Source organism: Hymenobacter gummosus (genome assembly GCF_003970915.1).
In the GTDB taxonomy this organism is placed as follows: Bacteria; Bacteroidota; Bacteroidia; order Cytophagales; family Hymenobacteraceae; genus Solirubrum; species Solirubrum gummosum.
This window is the reverse complement of sequence record NZ_RXOF01000003.1, coordinates 296,390-312,362: the sequence shown is the minus strand read 5'-3', so window position 1 is coordinate 312,362 and position 15,973 is coordinate 296,390. Positions and strand designations below refer to the sequence as shown.

10 protein-coding genes are annotated in these 15,973 nt (G+C 64.8%); all 10 read right to left on the bottom strand.

What is annotated here, in order from left to right; all coding sequences use genetic code 11:
• Positions 1-108: 108 nt before the first annotated feature.
• A complete protein-coding gene (fucP, locus tag EJV47_RS07425) occupies positions 109-1,413 on the bottom strand; it encodes an L-fucose:H+ symporter permease (RefSeq protein ID WP_126692514.1) in 1,305 nt (434 codons plus the stop codon).
• A gap of 181 nt (positions 1,414-1,594) precedes the next feature.
• Entirely contained in the window at positions 1,595-2,041 is a 447-nt protein-coding gene (locus tag EJV47_RS07420; RefSeq protein WP_126692513.1) for a MaoC family dehydratase, read from the bottom strand.
• Between the two features lie 187 nt (positions 2,042-2,228).
• Complete coding sequence (locus EJV47_RS07415; protein WP_126692512.1) at positions 2,229-3,350, bottom strand: Gfo/Idh/MocA family protein; 1,122 nt, start codon at positions 3,348-3,350, stop codon at positions 2,229-2,231.
• On the bottom strand, positions 3,343-4,599 hold the full coding sequence (locus EJV47_RS07410) for an extracellular solute-binding protein (RefSeq protein ID WP_126692511.1): 1,257 nt from the start codon (positions 4,597-4,599) through the stop codon (positions 3,343-3,345). The genes EJV47_RS07415 and EJV47_RS07410 overlap by 8 nt, the downstream gene beginning before the upstream one ends.
• Positions 4,592-5,755 (bottom strand): CaiB/BaiF CoA transferase family protein, encoded by a 1,164-nt coding sequence (locus tag EJV47_RS07405; protein ID WP_126692510.1) that lies wholly within the window; start codon positions 5,753-5,755, stop codon positions 4,592-4,594. The genes EJV47_RS07410 and EJV47_RS07405 overlap by 8 nt, the downstream gene beginning before the upstream one ends.
• A 121-nt stretch (positions 5,756-5,876) precedes the next feature.
• Positions 5,877-7,034, bottom strand: coding sequence for a CaiB/BaiF CoA transferase family protein (locus EJV47_RS07400; RefSeq protein WP_126692509.1), 1,158 nt, complete (start codon positions 7,032-7,034; stop codon positions 5,877-5,879).
• A 219-nt stretch (positions 7,035-7,253) separates the two neighbouring features.
• Positions 7,254-8,453 carry an ABC transporter substrate-binding protein gene (locus EJV47_RS07395; protein WP_126692508.1) on the bottom strand — a complete coding sequence of 400 codons (1,200 nt, stop codon included), beginning with the start codon at positions 8,451-8,453 and terminating at the stop codon, positions 7,254-7,256.
• A 172-nt stretch (positions 8,454-8,625) separates the two neighbouring features.
• Positions 8,626-11,952 carry a glycoside hydrolase family 2 TIM barrel-domain containing protein gene (locus tag EJV47_RS07390; protein WP_126692507.1) on the bottom strand — a complete coding sequence of 1,109 codons (3,327 nt, stop codon included), beginning with the start codon at positions 11,950-11,952 and terminating at the stop codon, positions 8,626-8,628.
• Positions 11,953-12,068: 116 nt separating this feature from the next.
• Positions 12,069-14,558, bottom strand: coding sequence for a beta-galactosidase GalB (gene galB / locus EJV47_RS07385; protein ID WP_126692506.1), 2,490 nt, complete (start codon positions 14,556-14,558; stop codon positions 12,069-12,071).
• Between the two features lie 187 nt (positions 14,559-14,745).
• On the bottom strand, positions 14,746-15,897 hold the full coding sequence (locus EJV47_RS07380) for a glycosylase (RefSeq protein ID WP_126692505.1): 1,152 nt from the start codon (positions 15,895-15,897) through the stop codon (positions 14,746-14,748).
• Between the last annotated feature and the right edge of the window lie 76 nt (positions 15,898-15,973).

Here is a 15,973-nt window from a genome sequence, read left to right as displayed (position 1 = left end):
TTCGTTGGGCTCGGTTCAGATTACCTGGCTGAGAATTTTACTATCTGGCGAAGCGGTAGAGATGCTTCGGCAGGCTCAGCATGACGTTCGAAATGAATGCAGGCTGTATCACACCAGCTTGTGGCGGATGCGGTAGCCGTACTGGCCGAACAGCAGAATCACCAGGAAACAGCCCAGCGGGATGAGGTAGCCGATCTGGATATTGTCGCCGCGCATATCGATGAGCGTGCCCATGAGGTAGGGCATGATGGCCCCACCCACGATGGACATGACCAGCCACGAAGACGCCGGCTTGGTGTCGTCGCCGAGGCCGACCAGGCCTAGGGCGAAGATGGTCGGGAACATGATGCTCATGAAAAAGCCGATGCCGCCCAGCGCGTAGATGACGTAGGCTCCGTCGCCGAACACGGCCACCGCGCACAAGGCCACGGCCACGACGGCGTAAATCGACAAGAGCCGCTGCGAGGCCACGTACTTGAGCAGGGCCGTGCCGGCGAAGCGCCCGAGCATGAACAGCAGCCCGTACACGGCCAGGTAGTAACCGGCCGTTTTCTCATCCACGCCCGCGCCCTGCTTGGCCATGCGGATAAAGAAGCTCGTCACGCACACCTGCGCCCCCACATAGAAAAACTGCGCTACCACGGCCCAGGCCAGGTGCCGGTGCCGCAGCACCGCGAAGAACCCCCCGCCCTCCGAGGGCTCGGCTTCGGCGGCCTTCACTTCGGGCAGCCGGCTGAAAAAGAACAGCACCGCCACGGCCACCAGCACCGCGCCCAGCACCAGGTAGGGCAGCTTCACGGCGGCGGCTTCGTGGTTGAGGTAGGCAATGCGCTCGGCCGCGGGCATGGCCGCCAGCTGCGCCTTGCTGTATTCCGTACCTGAGAGGATCATGTTGGCGCCGATGATCGGGGCCACGAACACGGCCAGCCCGTTGAACGAGGCGGCCAGGTTCAGGCGGCTGGTGCTGCCTTCGGGCGGACCGAGCACGGCGGCGTAGGGGTTGGCGGCCGTTTCCAGCGTGGTCAGCCCGCAGCCGATGATGAACAGGGCCGTCAGGAACAGGCCGTAGGAGCGGGCATCGGCGGCCGGAATGAACAGGAAGGCCCCGCCCGCAAAGGCCAAGAGGCCCAGGATGATGGTGGTCTTGTAGCCCAGGCGCTTGAGCAGCACGCCGGCCGGAATGGCCATCAGGAAGTAAGCCAGGAACACGGCTGTATCCACCAGCGTCGACTGCCGGTTGTTGAGCTGACAGGCTTTCTGCAGGTGCGGAATCAGGATGGAATCCAGGCTGTGCGCCATGCCCCAGAGGAAAAACACGCCCACCACCAGGATGAACGGGAGCAAGTAGGTGCGGGCGCTGGCGGCAGGGCCGGTGGCAACCGGCGGCGGGGTGGGAGCGGGGGCAAGGGCCATCGGGCAGGGGCGGGTTTGAGTGGGGGCAGAGTTGGGTTTGGAACGGACTTCAGGCCGTCATGTCGAGCGAAGCCGAGACATCTCGCGTGCTGACGTCAGATAGTAACTCAACAGTTCAACGAGGGAATTACTATCGAGCGAGATGTCTCGGCTTCGCTCGACATGACGGGCAAATAGGCGCTTAGACCGGCCGCAGCTTCACCACCAGCAGATGGTCGCAGGCCAGCACCACTTCGCCCTGCTCGTTGAATATTTCCACGTGCTCGGTCACCTGGCCGTAGCCCGGCTTCTTGCCCTCGGTTTTCTCCGAAATCGTGACTTCCGAGCGGATGGTGTTGCCGATGAACACGGGCTTGATGAAGCGCAGCCGGTCGTAGCCCTTGGAAAAGGCCTCGGGGTTGATTTCCGAGGCCGTCAGCCCGATGCCGATGCTGAACACCATGGTGCCGTGGGCAATGCGCTGGCCGAAGGGCTGGGTTTTGCACCACTCCGCGTCGAGGTGGTGGGGAAAAAAGTCGCCCGTGTGCCCGGCGTGGACCACGAAGTCGGTTTCGGTGAGCGTGCGGCCCAGCGTCACGCGCTTGTCGCCAAGGGTGTAGTCTTCGAAGAAGGTGGATTTGAAGTACATGCGGAGTGGCCTCACCCCCCGGCCCCCTCTCCCGTGGAGAGGGGGAGCCTGATGACGCAGCGCAGTCAAAGCGGTGCGGGCCGCTTTAACTGCTACCGGCTCGGGTTGGCAGGGAGTTGCTAAGTGGGGTTGAAAGGTTGTTGAGCGGGTAAGATGCAGCCGTAAAGTCGGGCAAGTCTCCTGCTCTCTACCGCTTTTCGCCGGTAATTGCCGCGGCGGCGGGCGCCGTTGCGTTCGGGGTGCCCGCCTGCCCGTCGCTCGACGCGTACGCCGCCTCTACCACGGCCATGGTCTTGATGACGTCCTCCACGCTGGTTGGCAGCACGCTGGTTTCACCATTCTTGAATTGCATCAGCGTGCCCATCGTGCCCATAAAAGCGTCCGGGAACCAGGAGCCTTCCAGCGCTACCGTGTGCCAGGTTGGGGCTTCATTCTCGCGCACGAGGCAGTACTCAAACTTGTCGGGCACGCCGTGGGGGTAGTCCATGAGCAGGCCCATGCGGGCTTTGATGGCGCCCTTGGTACCTTCCCACTTGATGAAGCTTTCCTGGTTGTGCGGCCCGAAGGAGTGGTCGTGGTTGGTGTTGATGACCGCGTGCACGGTGTCGCCGTAGTCGAACAGGATGGTGGAGCGCGATGATGACAGCGCCTTGGCCGGGTGCCGCAGCGTCTTGGCCATGACGCGTCTGGGCTCCCCGAGAAAGGAGCGGACGAGGTCGATGTAGTGGATGCTGTGGTACTGAATTTCCAGGCGCGGGTGCACCATCACGTGCGGAAACAACTCCCAAGGCGTCTCCAGGGTCACGCGCACTTCCAGATCGTACAGCTCGCCGATGAGCCCCTGCGCGAGCATGTGCCGGGCGGCGGCCACGTAGGGCGCGAAGCGCAGCTGGCAGTTGATGGCGGCCACCAGGTTTTTGCGGCGGCAGACCGCCAGAATTTCCTGACTCTGCCAGAAATAGTCACCCATGGGCTTCTGGATGAGCACCGCCGCGCCGTCGGGCAGCTGCTCCAGGGTGGCCACGAACTGCTCGGGCATGATGGTCACGTCGTACACCGCGTCGGCGGGGGCGTGCCGCACGGCCTCGGCTACCGAGTCGTAGACGTGCGGGATGTTCCACTCGGCGGCCAGCGTTGAGGCCCGGGCGCGGGTGCGGTTGGTGATGCCCACGACCTCAAAACCCGCCTTGCGGTAGGCCGGCAAATGCGCGTCGCCCACGATGCCGCCGGCGCCGATGATGACGATGGGCAGCGGGCGGGCGGGCCGCTGGGGCTGGTAGGGAATCGGGGTGTCGGCTATGCTAAACATGGTCCAGGGTGTTTTCCAGGGCGTTGATGTTGGCTTGGCCGGCAGCCAGCAGCCCGGCTACCGGCTCTTCGGTATTGATGGCTTGCAGGACCACTTCGTCGATGACCGAGGCCAGCTGCGCCCAATTAGCCTTGGCGGGCAGCGTCTCAGCCTGCTCGTGCAGCGCGGCCAGCTTGTGGTAGTAGGGCACCTGCGCGTTGATGCCCGCGTCGTGCCAGGTGGAAAGCCGGCAGCCGATGCCGCCTTCCAGCGTCAGCCGCTTGTCGTTTTCCTGGTTGACGGCGAAGCGGATGAAGTCGTAGGCCAGTTGCTGATGCCGGCTGCCGGCGGCTATGGCGTACAGCCAGTACACGTTCAGCGAGGCGGAGCGGCCCAGCGGCCCTTCGCCCCGCGGCACGGCGGTAATATCCACTTTGCCGCGCACCGGGCAGGCGTCGTCCACCTCGCACACGGCCGCGAAGCCAAACCAGTTGATCATCAGCGCCGCCTCGCCCCGGGCAAAAGCCTGCCCCGCCTGCACCGACTCGTACTGCATGGACTGCGGGTGGATGGCGCCCGCGTCGCGCAGCAGCTGGCGGTAAAACGACAGCCCTTCCCGCGCCGCCTCGGAGTCGATGTGTACGCGGCCCTGCTCATCGAGCAACCGGCCGCCGCGGGTCCAGAGGTGCAGGCAGAAGTCGAAGACGGTGTTGTGCCCGTCGGGGTAGCCAGCGGCGACGAAGCCGTAGAGGTTTTGCGCGGGGCGGTGGAAGAAGCGGGCTACTTCCTGCAGCTCGGCCCAGGTGGCGGGCGGCTGCAAGGGGCGGCCGTGCTGCTGCTGAAAAGCAGTTTGTTCCTCGGGGCTGTCGAACAGGTCCCGGCGGTAAATCAGGCACTCCGGGCCGTCGTGGAAGGGCAGACCCAGCGTAGTGGCGCCGTACTGCTGCATCTGGCGCAATGACGGGCTCCAGCCCTGCGGAAAATCGGCCGGCGGGTTCTGCTGGATGAGCGAGGCAAGATCCAGCAACGCGCCGGCGGCCTGGGCTTCGGGCAGCCAGTCGGTGTTGATGTGGGCCAGGTCCCAGGCGCCGGTTGCTAGGCCCTTATCCGTCAGCAGGCTCTGGTGCAGCGGGTGCAGGTCCATGGGCACGAACTCGGCGGGCAGCGTGCAGCCGGAGTGGGCGCAGTAGGCCGCCCAGAGCTTCTGCAGATGGGCTTCGAAGGGTGCGAACTTGCGCACCGCCACGCGGAAAGGCTGTTGCTCAGGCATCTTGGCGGGCGTTGGTGGTCATAAATTCCCGCTGCAGGCGGGCGTTGTCCTGACCCAGCTGCGGGGAGCCAATGGGCGAAGTCAGCAGCTCGCCGTCGAGGCGGATGGGGCAGCGGGTGGTCTGGTACTGGTAGCCGTCGGTCATCTGCACGGTCTGTACCATATCGAGGCCGCGGAAGCCTTCGTGCTGCAGCAGCTTATCCCAGGTCAGCACATTGGCGCACCAGATGTCGGCCGGTTCGAGCACGGCCAGCCAGGCTTCGGTAGTAGCGGTGCGCAGGTGCTGGGCCAGGGTGGCTTTGATGTCGTCGCGCTGCTCGAAGGCCTGCTTCGGCTCGGGATAATTCAGCAGGGCCGGGCAGCCGAGCAGTTCGCCCAGCTTCGGAATAGAGCCCATGGCCAGGGCCAGGTAGCCGTTCTGGGTCTGGTAGATGCCGTAGGGTGCGCCGAGGTAGGCGTGGGCGCTGTTGTGGCGGGTGCGCTGGGGTAGCTGCCCGCCGTCGTTGAAAAAGGTGGTCAGCGTCTCGAACTGGAAATCAATGGCCGATTCGAGCATGCTCACCTGCACCAAACCTCCCTCGCCGCGCAGGCTGCGCCGCAGCAGGCAGGCCAGCAGCCCCTGCGCCAGGTGCGCCCCGGCCAGCATATCCACGATGGACAGGCCCATGGGTACCGGACCGCTGCCCTCGTTGCCGCTCAGCCAGGTCAGGCCCGAGACGGACTGCAACAGCAAGTCCTGGCCGGGCTTGTCGCGCCAGGGGCCGTCGGGGCCGTAGCCGGAAATTTCGCCGTAGACCACCGTGGGGTTCTGGGCCCGTACTGAGTCGTAGTCGAAGCCCAGGCGCTCCATCACGCCGGGGCGGTAGTTGTGCATCACCACGTCGGCGCGGCGCACCAACTCCCACACCCGGGCGCGGTCGGCGTCGTTTTTGAGGTCGGCGGCGAAGCTTTCCTTGTTGCGGTTGATGGCGTGAAACACCGACGACTCCCCGTTCATGATGACGTTGGAGGTGTACAGGTGCCGGCAGATGTCGCCCGTCTCCGGCCGCTCAATCTTGATGACCCGCGCCCCGAAATCGGCCAGGCGCAGGGCGGCCGAGGGGCCAGAGAGGAACTGGCTGAAATCAACCACTAAGTAGTCTTCGAGCGGCTTCATGGGGAGTTTGCTTTAGAACGTGCTGACGTGGCGCCTCACCCCCCGGCCCCCTCTCCAAAAAGGAGAGGGGGAGCCTGATGACCGCGGGAGGCCTTTTGTGGGGGCGTTCTGAGACGGTGAATTAGTGGCTGGTCAGGTGAAATTCTGCGTTGATTTCGGCCGTGTGCTGGCCGGGGCGCGGGGCAGCCTGGGGTGAGTACAGCTTCTGGCCGTCGATGCGGATGGGGCAGCGGGTGGTGGCCAGTTGCTGGCCGTCGGGCAAGGTCACCCGCTGCCGCATGCCCAGGGCCTGGAAGCCGGGGCTGCTGGTAGCCTGCTGGTAATTCAGCACCTCGGCGCACCAGATACCCAGCGGCTCCAGCGCGGTCAGCCACTCCTGCGTGGGCTTCTCGCGCAGGGCAGCGGTTAGCTTTTCGGCAATGGCGTCGCGGAACTCAAACCAGGAAGCTGGCTCTGGATAGGCTTCGAGGATGCCGCAGCCGAGCGTCGCGTCGAGCTGGGGCAGGTTGCCCATGGCCAGGGCCAGGTAGCCGTCCTGGGTGGGGTAGATGCCGTAGGGCGCGCTCAGGTAGGGGTGGGCGGTGCCGCGCACGGCCCCGCGCCGGGGCAGCTGCCCGCCGTCGTTGAAGTGGGTGGTCAGCAGCTCAAACTGCATATCCAGCACCGACTCCAGCAGGCTGGCTTCCACCAGCACGCTGCGGCCCGTCTTGCCGCGCTTCAGCAGGCCGGCCAGCAGCCCCTGGGCGAAGTGCGAGCCGCAGATGATGTCGGCCACGGCAATGCCGAAGGGCGTGGGGCCGTCCTGGGCGGTGCCGCTCAGCCACGTCAGGCCCGACATGGACTGCACCAGCAGATCCTGCCCCGGCTTGGTGGCCCAGGGGCCCGTCGGGCCGTAGCCCGTCACCACGCCGTACACAATGCGCGGGTTCAGGGCGCGCACGGCGTCGTAGTCCAGCCCGATTTTCTCCATGATGCCCGGCCGGAAGTTGTGGGTCATGATGTCGGCTTGGGCCAGCAGCTGCTTCACGCGGGCCAGGTCCTCGGGGTTTTTCAGGTCGGCCGCGTAGGATTCCTTGTGGCGGTTGATGGTGTGAAACACCAGGCTGCTGCCGTCGACGAACAGGTTCTTGATGGCAATCTGCCGACCTGCCTCGCCCGCGCCCGGCCGCTCGATCTTGATGACGCGGGCGCCGAGGTCGGCCAGGCGCAGGCCCGCCGAGGGCGCGGCCAGAAACTGGCTGAACTCGATGACTAGCAGACCTTCCAGGGGAAGTGACATAGGAGTGTATTCGGTCTTCGCTAGGTCGTCATGTCGAGCTTGTCGAGACATCTCGCGTGCTGACGCCTGGGAGTATTGTTCTGGTGTGGAGTCTACTATCGGACGTCAGCACGCGAGATGTCTCGACAAGCTCGACATGAGGCTCTTCTTTTTCCGTTCAGGCAAAGCGGTAGAGGTGCTTCGCGGGGCTTAGCATGACGTTCTTTTTAGGTGGTTCTGTTAGCGTTGCGCAGCGGCTTCGGTGGCTGTGGCATCAGCTGCCTGCATCTGCCGCGACTCGCGGTAGAGCTGGTTCAGCTGTTGCAGCAGGGCCCGCTCGTCGCCGCCGTGCATTAGGTACTGGCGCACCGGCTCGCCGGCGTGGTCCTGGAAAAACATGTGGCCGTGGTAGCGCGGGCGCAGGAAAGCGCGCTGCAGGGTGGGCAGGGTGGCGCGGAAGTAGTCGTGGCTCTGCTCGTTGGTGTGCGCATCCTGCCAGGCGGCGAGGTGGCCGGGCTGCCCGCCGTTGTCGAAGTATAGGGTCTGCTGGCAGGCAGGCGAGGCCACGAACTCGGCGTATTGAGCGGCCACTTCCACGTGCTGGCACTGGGCCGAAATAGCCAGGCCGGTGCCGCCGAGGGTGCTGCGCATGCCGGGGCCGCCGGGCTGCAGGCTCACCAGGTCGTGGAAGTGCAGCAGCTGGCGGGCGTAGCCGCGGCGGGCGTAGTTGCTGTAGCCGTAGGCGAAGGGGCAGTAGGCCAGAGAGTCGGTCTGCGTCATGGCCTCGTACACCTGGATGGGGTTGCGCTGGAAGCAGGCCGGATCGACTTTGCGGGCCAGCTCGCGGAACATCTGCAGGGCCCGCACGCCCACGGCTTCGCTCACCACTTCGTCCTCGCGCTGGCAGGGGTCTTCGCCCAGCGAGCAGCAGAACATGTAGAAGCTCATCAGCGTGTCGATGGGAATCAGCGCGAAGGCCACCAGGCCCCGGTCGGCCAGCTGCAGCAGCTCGTCAAACGTCTGCGGAACGGCTAATCCGTGTTTCGCCAGCAAGTCCGGGCGGCTGGCGGCTACGGGCGTGGCCGCGTCGATGGGCAGGGCCCACTGGTGCCCGCTGAAGCTGTAGCTTTCGTAGGAGTGGCCCACGGTGTTCTGCTGCTGATCGGCCAGAAAGGCGGCGGGCAGGTGCTCGTCGAGGGGCAGAATGGAGCCGGTGCGGGCCGCGAAGCCGGCCCAGGGGTGGTCGATGACCAGCAGGTCGAACCGCTCGGCCAGCTGCTGAATGGACTCGTCGGCAAACTGCTGCAGGCTGCGCTTTTCCCAGGTGATGCTCACGTGGGGGTGCAGCTCCGAGAAGCGCTGCGCGGTGGCGGCCATGGGCACGAAGCCGCGGCTGTGGTTCCAGGTAATGCCTTTCAGGTGAATGTGGTCGGCGGACATTGAGGACGGGTTATTTCCGAGCGGTTGAAGTCAATACAGAACGTCATGCAAAGGCGCAGCCGAAGCATCTCGCGTGCTGACGTTGCGCCTCACCCCCCGGCCCCCTCTCCGAAAATGGGGAGGTGGGCCAGACGCAGGATTCAGCGGCTTTGATGAAATGAATTGTAGGAACTCAGCGCAGGGAGCCAGTTGCTCCCGCGGGCGGCATGGTGGTCGGCCGGGCAGTCGGCGTAGGGAACTGGATGCGGCGGGCCAGTTCGCCGGGCTTTTTCTTGCCGTCCACCGGCAGCAGGTAGAAGCTGTAGCGGTAGGGTTTGGCGGGCAGCTGGTGCTGCGGCAGCGGGGCGGCCTGGTCGTCCCAGCTGGTGTTGCCGCCCACGCCCATCTGGGCCAGGTCGAGGTTCAGCGCGATGAAGCCGGCGTCCTTGAGGCGGTTCGTGTGGCGGGCGGTCTGGATGTTCTGCTCGGTGAAGGGCAGAGCCGTCATGCTCAACAGCGAATCGGCCACTACCAGCAGGCCCCGGCCCTGCTTATCGGCCAGCTGCAGCCAGCGGATATCGGTGCGGGTGCCGAATTCCTGGGGCACCACGTAGGAGTCGGCGGCCGTGGGCAGGGCGTGGCTGTAGATACCCGCGTCGATGCCGTAGCGGCGGTCCAGGTAGTTTTCCCAGGGGCCGCGGCCGTAGTAGCTGAGCTGGTCGTAGCTGCGCCGGATGCCGCCCTTTAGGCCCACGCGGGGCAGGTTGGGCAGGCCGGCAGTGGGCGTCAGGGTGTAGTCCACTTTCAGCACCCCGGCCCCGTTTACCGTGTAGGTTACGCGCACTTTGGTGGTGGCGTCGATGAGGCTGTAGGTGCTGGTGAGGCTGGCCAGGCCGGCAGATTTATCCAGGGTCAGGCTTTCGAGCTTGGGCTGGGCCTCAAACCACGGTTTCAGCTTTTTGGGGGCCTTCCAGCCGCGCCGGTCGTTGTCGGTGAGCGGGCGGGTGAAGTGGGGCAGCAGCGGGGCGGCCAGCTGCTCAGCGCCGTTCTGCTGGTAGCTGGTCAGCGCGCCGGTGGCCTTATCGATGCTTACCGCGAAGCCCTTGCCGCTGATGGTATAAGCTTTAGCGTCGTCGCGTACGGCCACGGCCGGGAAGCTCTTGGCGGATTTTGCAGGCTGGGCCAGGCCGGTCAGGGCCAGCTGGTTGGCGGCTACTTCGTGGCCCTTCGGCGCCCACATGGTAGCTTCGGGCAGGGTGAACGAAACAGTAGCCAGGTACTCGGCGCCGGCTTTGAGCTTGGGCAGGTAGGGCCGCAGGCTGATGACGGTGTCGCGCTGGGCGGCCAGGCGCAGGCGGGGCAGGGGCTTGGTAGCCACCACGCGGCCGTCTTCGCGCAGGGTCAGCGTCAGCTGGTAGTCGGCGGCCGACTTGCTGGCGTGGCGGTTCTGCACCTTCACCAGCGCCTGCGCGGCGTCGGCCAGGGTGGTTTCCAGCGGCTGGTTCACCCGCTTGCACTCGTAGAGGGCCGCTTTCGGATTGCCCTCCGAGTCGGCAATGCCCTTGATGGTGAAGTCGTCGTAGTACTTCTCCTGGAAGTCGCCGCCGTAGGCGTAGTAGGCCGTGCCCACGGAGTCGCGCTTCAAAAGGCCCTGGTCGCGGTACTCCCAGATGCAGCCGCCGATGATGCGCTTGGTGGCGCGCCAAGCGTCCCAGAACTCCTTGATGTTGCCGGTGGCGTTGCCCATGGAGTGGGCGTACTCGCAGAAGAAGATGGGCCGGTTGTCACCATTTTGCTGATTCGCCAGCAATTCGGCGGTGAAGATGCCGGGGTACATGCGGCTGACCATGTCCACGTAGGCCTGGTCGCGCGGCACCTGGATGCGGTAGGCGTGATTTTTCGGGTAGCCCGGGTCGGAGGGGCTGATGTAGCCGTCGAGGTGCGGGTCGCCCTGGGCCGGCTCGTAGTGCAGCGGGCGGGTGATGTCGAAATCGTGCAGCCAGGCGCCCATAGCGGCGTGGTTGGGCCCCCGGCCGGATTCATTGCCCAGGCTCCAGAACACCACCGAGGGGTGGTTTTTGTCGCGCAGGGCCATGCGCATGCTGCGCTCCTGGTAGGCGGTGGTCCAGGCCGGGTCGTTGCTGAGCTTGGCGCCCAGGCCATGGGTTTCCAGGTTGGCCTCGTCCATCACCAGGATGCCGTACTCGTCGCAGAGGTCGTAGAAGTACGGGTCGTTGGGGTAGTGCGAGGTGCGGATGCAGTTGAAGTTGAACTGCTTGAGCGTCGCCACATCCTTGCGGATGTCTTCGCGGCTCACGGCCATGCCCTTGGTCGGGTGGTGGTCGTGGCGGTTGACGCCGTAGAGGTAGGTAAGCTTGCCGTTAATCAGCAGCTTGCCCGTCTGCTTGTCGAACTCGATGGCCCGGAAGCCCACCTTGCAGCTCTTGCTTTCCAGCACCGCGCCCGCCTTATCGGTCAAGGTCAAGACCAGGGTGTAGAGGTTGGGCGCCTCGTCGCTCCACTTCAGCGGGTTCGGAATCTTGGCTTCCAGCAGTCCGAACTTGGCGTTATCCAGGCGCGGGTAGGGCTCGTTGATGATGCTTTCGGCGGTGCGCTGCAGGGGCTGGGCCAGCACCGGCTTGCCCGCCCGGTCGTAGAGCTGGGCCTTGACTTCGTAGCCCTTCAGGTCGTTGTCACCGGTGAAGTTTTCCAGGCGGGGCCGGATGCTCAACGTCGCGTCCTGGTACTGCTTGTCGAGCTTGGCCTGCCAGTGGAAGTCGGCCAGGCGGAGCTTGGGCTCGGCCAGCAGCAGCACTTCGCGGTAGATGCCCGAGAGGCGCCAGTGGTCCTGGTCTTCCAGGTAAGAGCCATCCGACCAGCGCATGACCTGCACCGACACCGTGTTTTCGCCGGCCTGCAGGTAGGGCGTCACGTTGAACTCCGAGGGCAGGCAGCTGTCCTCGGCGTAGCCCAGAAACTTGCCATTCACCCACACCTTAAACGCCGAGCTGACCCCGCCGAAGTGCAGGGTCACGTTCATGCCGCGCCAATCGGCCGGCACCGAGAAGCTGCGCTGGTACGAGCCCACGCCATTGTAGTCCTGGGGCACGAAGGGCGGGTCGACGGGGCGGAAAGGGTACTTGGCCGATTTGTAGATGGGCAGGTCGTAGCCGTTCATCTCCCAGTTCGAGGGCACCGTGAGCTGCTTCCAGCCCTGCACGCGGCCCCGCTGAAAGTCCTTGGGCGCGTCACTCGGCTTTTGGGCGAAGCTGAAGTCCCAGGGGCCGTTCAGGCTCAGCAGCCGGCCGGATTTCTCGCGGTTACCTTCCAGCGCGGCAGCCTCCGAGGCGAAGGAATAGGCCGTGGCCCGGGCCCGGTCGCGGTTCAGCTCCGTTATCTGCGGCACCTGCCAGCCGTCGGCCTCCGGGCCCTGGTACACCTGCGGCGGGTGCGAGACGCCGGGGAAAAAGTACACGCTAGCTTCCTGGGCCTGGGCGGTAAGGGACGCTAAGCCGAGCATAGCCGCCCAAGCGGTGCGCCTCACCCCCCGGCGCCCACTCCGAAAATGGAGAGGGGGAGCCAGACGATTTTCGCGGCTGCTGGATGTGGGGTGGTTCTGCTGACTCATGCTGGTACTTAGTTGCCCGTAGCTACCGAGGTGGCCGGGTTATTCTTGGTGGAAGCGGAGCTGCTGGCGCCGCTTTTCAGGGTGATGGTGGCCGGCTGCAAACCGTCGGCCGAGGCCTTCAGCGTGATGGTACCGGCCTGCTCCGAGGTCTGCACGATGGCCAGGCACTGGCCGTTGTAGGCTTTGCGCTCCGTGGCCTTGAAGGGCTCCAGGCTGGCCTGGTAACCGTTGTCGACGCCGGCAATGCTGGCCGGGCCGCTGAGGTCGAACTTCACTTGGTTAGCCGCGTCGGGCACCAGGTTGCCCTGGGCGTCGAGCACGCGCACGGTCACGAAGGAGAGGTCCAGGCCGTCGGCGCGCAGGGCGCTGCGGTCGGCCGTCAGCTCGATGCGGGCGGGTGCCCCGGCGGTTTTGATGGTGCGCGTCAGCACGGTTTTGCCGGCTTTGCGCGACACGGCCTGCAGGGTACCGGGCGCGTAGGGCACCCGCCACATCACGTGCAGCTGGTCGGCGCTTTTCTTTTTCGTGCCCAGCGACTTGCCGTTGAGCAGCAACTCCACTTCGTCGGCCTGGCTGTAGTAGGCCCACACGTCCACGGTCTGGCCCGCGCGCCAGTTCCAGTGCGGCAGCAGGTGCAGCACGGGCTTGTCGGTCCACTCGCTCTGGTAGAGGTAGTAGGCGTCCTTCGGGAAGCCGGCCAGGTCGATCAGGCCGAAATAGGAGCTGCGGGCCGGCCAGGGGTAGGGCAGCGGCTCGCCGAGGTAGTCGAAGCCCGACCACACGAAGGTGCCGGCGATGAACGGGCTGCGCTTGACGGCCAGCCAGGCCGGCTCGTGCGTCGAGCCCCAGTAGGGCCGGGCGTTGTCGTACGACGACGCGGTGAAGTCCGCGTTGCCGGTGGTGAGCTTGGTTTTGCCATCCAGGGGCCACACCCGCACGCTGTCGGAGGGCAAGTCGTAGTGGCCGCGCGTCTCGAAGGCCGCGGCAATTTCGGTGGCCAGGAAGGGTTTGCCGGGGAAGCTCTGGGGCAGCTTGGGGTAGCCCTCGTGCTTGTAGTTGAAGCTCAGGATGTCGAGCACGCCGGCCTGGCTGATGAAGTTCTTCTCCGGCTCCTGCTCGGTCAGCGCCGAAGTCACGGGCCGGGTGGAGTCCAGCTGCTTCACGGTGGCTACCAGCTCTTTGGTCAGCCGCACGCCGGTGCTGTCGAACTGCTCCCGGATTTCGTTGCCGATGCTCCAGACGATGATGCTGGGGTGGTTCCGGTCGCGCCGCACCATGTCCTGCAGGTCGCGGCGGTGCCAGGCTTTAAAGTCCTGGTGGTAGTCCTTGCCGTTCTTTTTCTTCTGCCACATGTCGAAGGCCTCGTCCATGACGAGGAAGCCCATCCGGTCACACAGGTCCAGCAGCTCCGGGGCGGGCGGGTTGTGCGACATGCGGATGGCGTTGCAACCCATCTGCTGCAGCAACTGCAGCTGCCGCTCGGCCGCCCGCAGGTTGAAGGCCGCGCCCAAGGCCCCCAAATCGTGGTGCTGGTTTACGCCCAGAATCTTCAGGGGCTGCCCGTTCAGCGAAAAGCCCGTCTGCGCATCGAAGGCGAAGGTGCGGATGCCGAACGTGGTTTCGTACTCATCCCAAACCTTGCCGCCGACGATAATGCGGGTTTGGGCCCGGTACAAATACGGCCGCTGCACCGACCACAGCTGCGGCTGCTTGACGTAAAGCAACTGGCCGAATGAGTTAGCGTTGCCACTGGACAGACTGACTTCTCTCTTCAAGTCCCGCGCCACTTTTCGCCCTTGCGCGTCCAGAATAACGGTTTCGATGTTCCCAAGTATCGAGCGGTCGAAAGCGTTGCTTACTTGAATGTCGATGCCGATGGGCGACAATTCCTTGGTTACTGGCGCTAGCCGCATGGTGCTGACGAAAGTGCCCCAGTGGTCCACGGCAATGGCCGAAGTCGTTACCAGCCGTACGTTGCGGTAGATGCCCGAACCGGAGTACCAGCGTGAGTTGGGCTGGGCCGAGTTGTCGACGCGCACGGCCAGCACGTTGGGCTGCCCGTTGGGGCGCAGGTGCCGGGTCAGCTCGTAGCGGAAGGAAATGTAGCCGTTGGGCCGCCGGCCGAGCAGCTGCCCGTTCAGCCACACCTCGCTCTGCTGGTACACCCCGTCAAACTCGATGTAGACGCGCTGGTTTTTGGTGGCCTTGGCGGTGAACGTCTTGCGGTACCAGCCAATGCCCGTCGGCAGCCCGCCGCCCTCGGGCTTGGCGGGATTTTTCTCGTCGAACCGGCCCTCGATGCTCCAGTCGTGGGGCAGCGTGAGCGGCCGCCAGCCGGCGTCATTAAAACCAGCTTCCTTGGCCTGGGCCTCGTCGCCGAGGTAGAATTTCCAGCCCTTGTTGAAGTTCTCCACCCCGCGCCCCGGTGGCTGGGCCGCCGCCGCGGGGCGGGCGAGGCTGAGCAGCAGGAGCAGCAGAAAGGGGAGAAGCTGGCGCATGGCGGGTGGGTTGGCAGGACTGATGCTATTGCTAGATTTAGGGCTAGTTCCCCTCCTTGGATAAGGAGGGGCTAGGGGTGGTTGAAAGACTAGAGCTAAAAAAGGGTAAGAGCTAGCTGTCGTTCTGCTAGCGGGCCAACCACCCCTGGCCCCTCCTCAGCTGAGGCGGGGAACTAGCCTTAGTTTTCTAGTTCGTGGATGCCTTGGCTTCCTTTTTCTTCTTTTCCGGCGGCGCGATGAACGACACCTTGCTCTTGCCCAAATCCTTCGACGTGGCCACGGCAATGCCGCGCTGGTCGGGCTTGTTCACGGCGCAGTAGTAGTGGTACACCACGCCCTTGTGCTTCACCACGAAGGACTTGTGGGCAAACAGCTCATCGTAGGACTCGGAGGGCTCGATGAGGTTCTGCCCGGTCCAGTCGGTCCAGTTCACCAGGTCGTAGGAGCAGGCGAAGCGGTTCACCGCGCCCTTGATGCCGGGGTAGAAGGCGCCGAAGTAGAACATCACCCACAGGTCCTTGTCGATGCCGTCGACCTTCTGCAGGTAGGCGTCGCCGGTGATGCCCTTGTGGTGGTTCAGCACCGGATTGCGCAAGTAGCGCGACCAGTGCACCATGTCGTCCGACACGGCCATGCCGATGCGCTCGGCCCCGCGCTTGGCATCCACGGAGTCGCCGTTGGCGTTGTAGTACATCACGAAGGGGTGCCCGGTAAGCTTGCTTTTATCCCAGATGACGGAGCTTTTGTAGATGGTGTGGTTTTCCCACCAGCGCACGTCCTTGTCGTCGGGGCGGAGCACGGGCTGGGGCAGGCGCTGCCAGGGGTGCACCGTACTGGGGTCTTTGTCAGTGGAGGCAATACCGATGGAGAGCAGGCCCTTCTCGTAGCCCCGCGACTTGCCGCCGAAGTACGACATCCAGTACCGGCCCTGGTAGGGCTGCCACGCGTAGGAGCCGCCCCACTTGTAGTCCTGCAGGGCCACGTAGCCGGCCTTCTGGTTGGTGTCCCAGTCGGTGGTGTCGGTGAAGGCCATGAGCTTGCCCTTGGTTTCCCAGTGCAGCAGGTCCTTGCTCTGCGCCAGCCAGGTTTCGTAGCCCCGGCCGTCGTAGATGATGTAGGTCATGTACCACTGCTTGCCCTTACGGAACACGCTGGGGCAGTCCATCTTCTTCTTGTTGTCGTCGGTGACGAGCACCAGGCCGTACTTGTGGGGCGTCTTCACCTCCTCGTACACCCGCTGCATCACCTGGGCCGATACCTCCCGGCGCTTGGCCGATTGGGCGTGGGCCTGCTGGCCGAGCAGGCCCAGCAGTAGCAGACTGGCGAGTTTGAGTTTCATGCGGACGTCAGAAAAAGTAATGAAGGGCGTCATGCTGAGCTTGTCGAAGCATCTCTACCGCTTTGTCAGATAGTAA

Bases quoted from the DNA above. Each gene is read 5' to 3' on its own strand.
- EJV47_RS07415 (WP_126692512.1), bottom strand. From the start codon at position 3,350: ATGTTTAGCATAGCCGACACCCCGATTCCCTACCAGCCCCAGCGGCCC.
- EJV47_RS07405 (WP_126692510.1), bottom strand. From the start codon at position 5,755: ATGAAGCCGCTCGAAGACTACTTAGTGGTTGATTTCAGCCAGTTCCTC.
- EJV47_RS07395 (WP_126692508.1), bottom strand. From the start codon at position 8,453: ATGTCCGCCGACCACATTCACCTGAAAGGCATTACCTGGAACCACAGC.
- EJV47_RS07390 (WP_126692507.1), bottom strand. From the start codon at position 11,952: ATGCTCGGCTTAGCGTCCCTTACCGCCCAGGCCCAGGAAGCTAGCGTG.
- fucP (WP_126692514.1), bottom strand. From the start codon at position 1,413: ATGGCCCTTGCCCCCGCTCCCACCCCGCCGCCGGTTGCCACCGGCCCT.
- galB (WP_126692506.1), bottom strand. From the start codon at position 14,558: ATGCGCCAGCTTCTCCCCTTTCTGCTGCTCCTGCTGCTCAGCCTCGCC.
- EJV47_RS07420 (WP_126692513.1), bottom strand. From the start codon at position 2,041: ATGTACTTCAAATCCACCTTCTTCGAAGACTACACCCTTGGCGACAAG.
- EJV47_RS07410 (WP_126692511.1), bottom strand. From the start codon at position 4,599: ATGCCTGAGCAACAGCCTTTCCGCGTGGCGGTGCGCAAGTTCGCACCC.
- EJV47_RS07400 (WP_126692509.1), bottom strand. From the start codon at position 7,034: ATGTCACTTCCCCTGGAAGGTCTGCTAGTCATCGAGTTCAGCCAGTTT.
- EJV47_RS07380 (WP_126692505.1), bottom strand. From the start codon at position 15,897: ATGAAACTCAAACTCGCCAGTCTGCTACTGCTGGGCCTGCTCGGCCAG.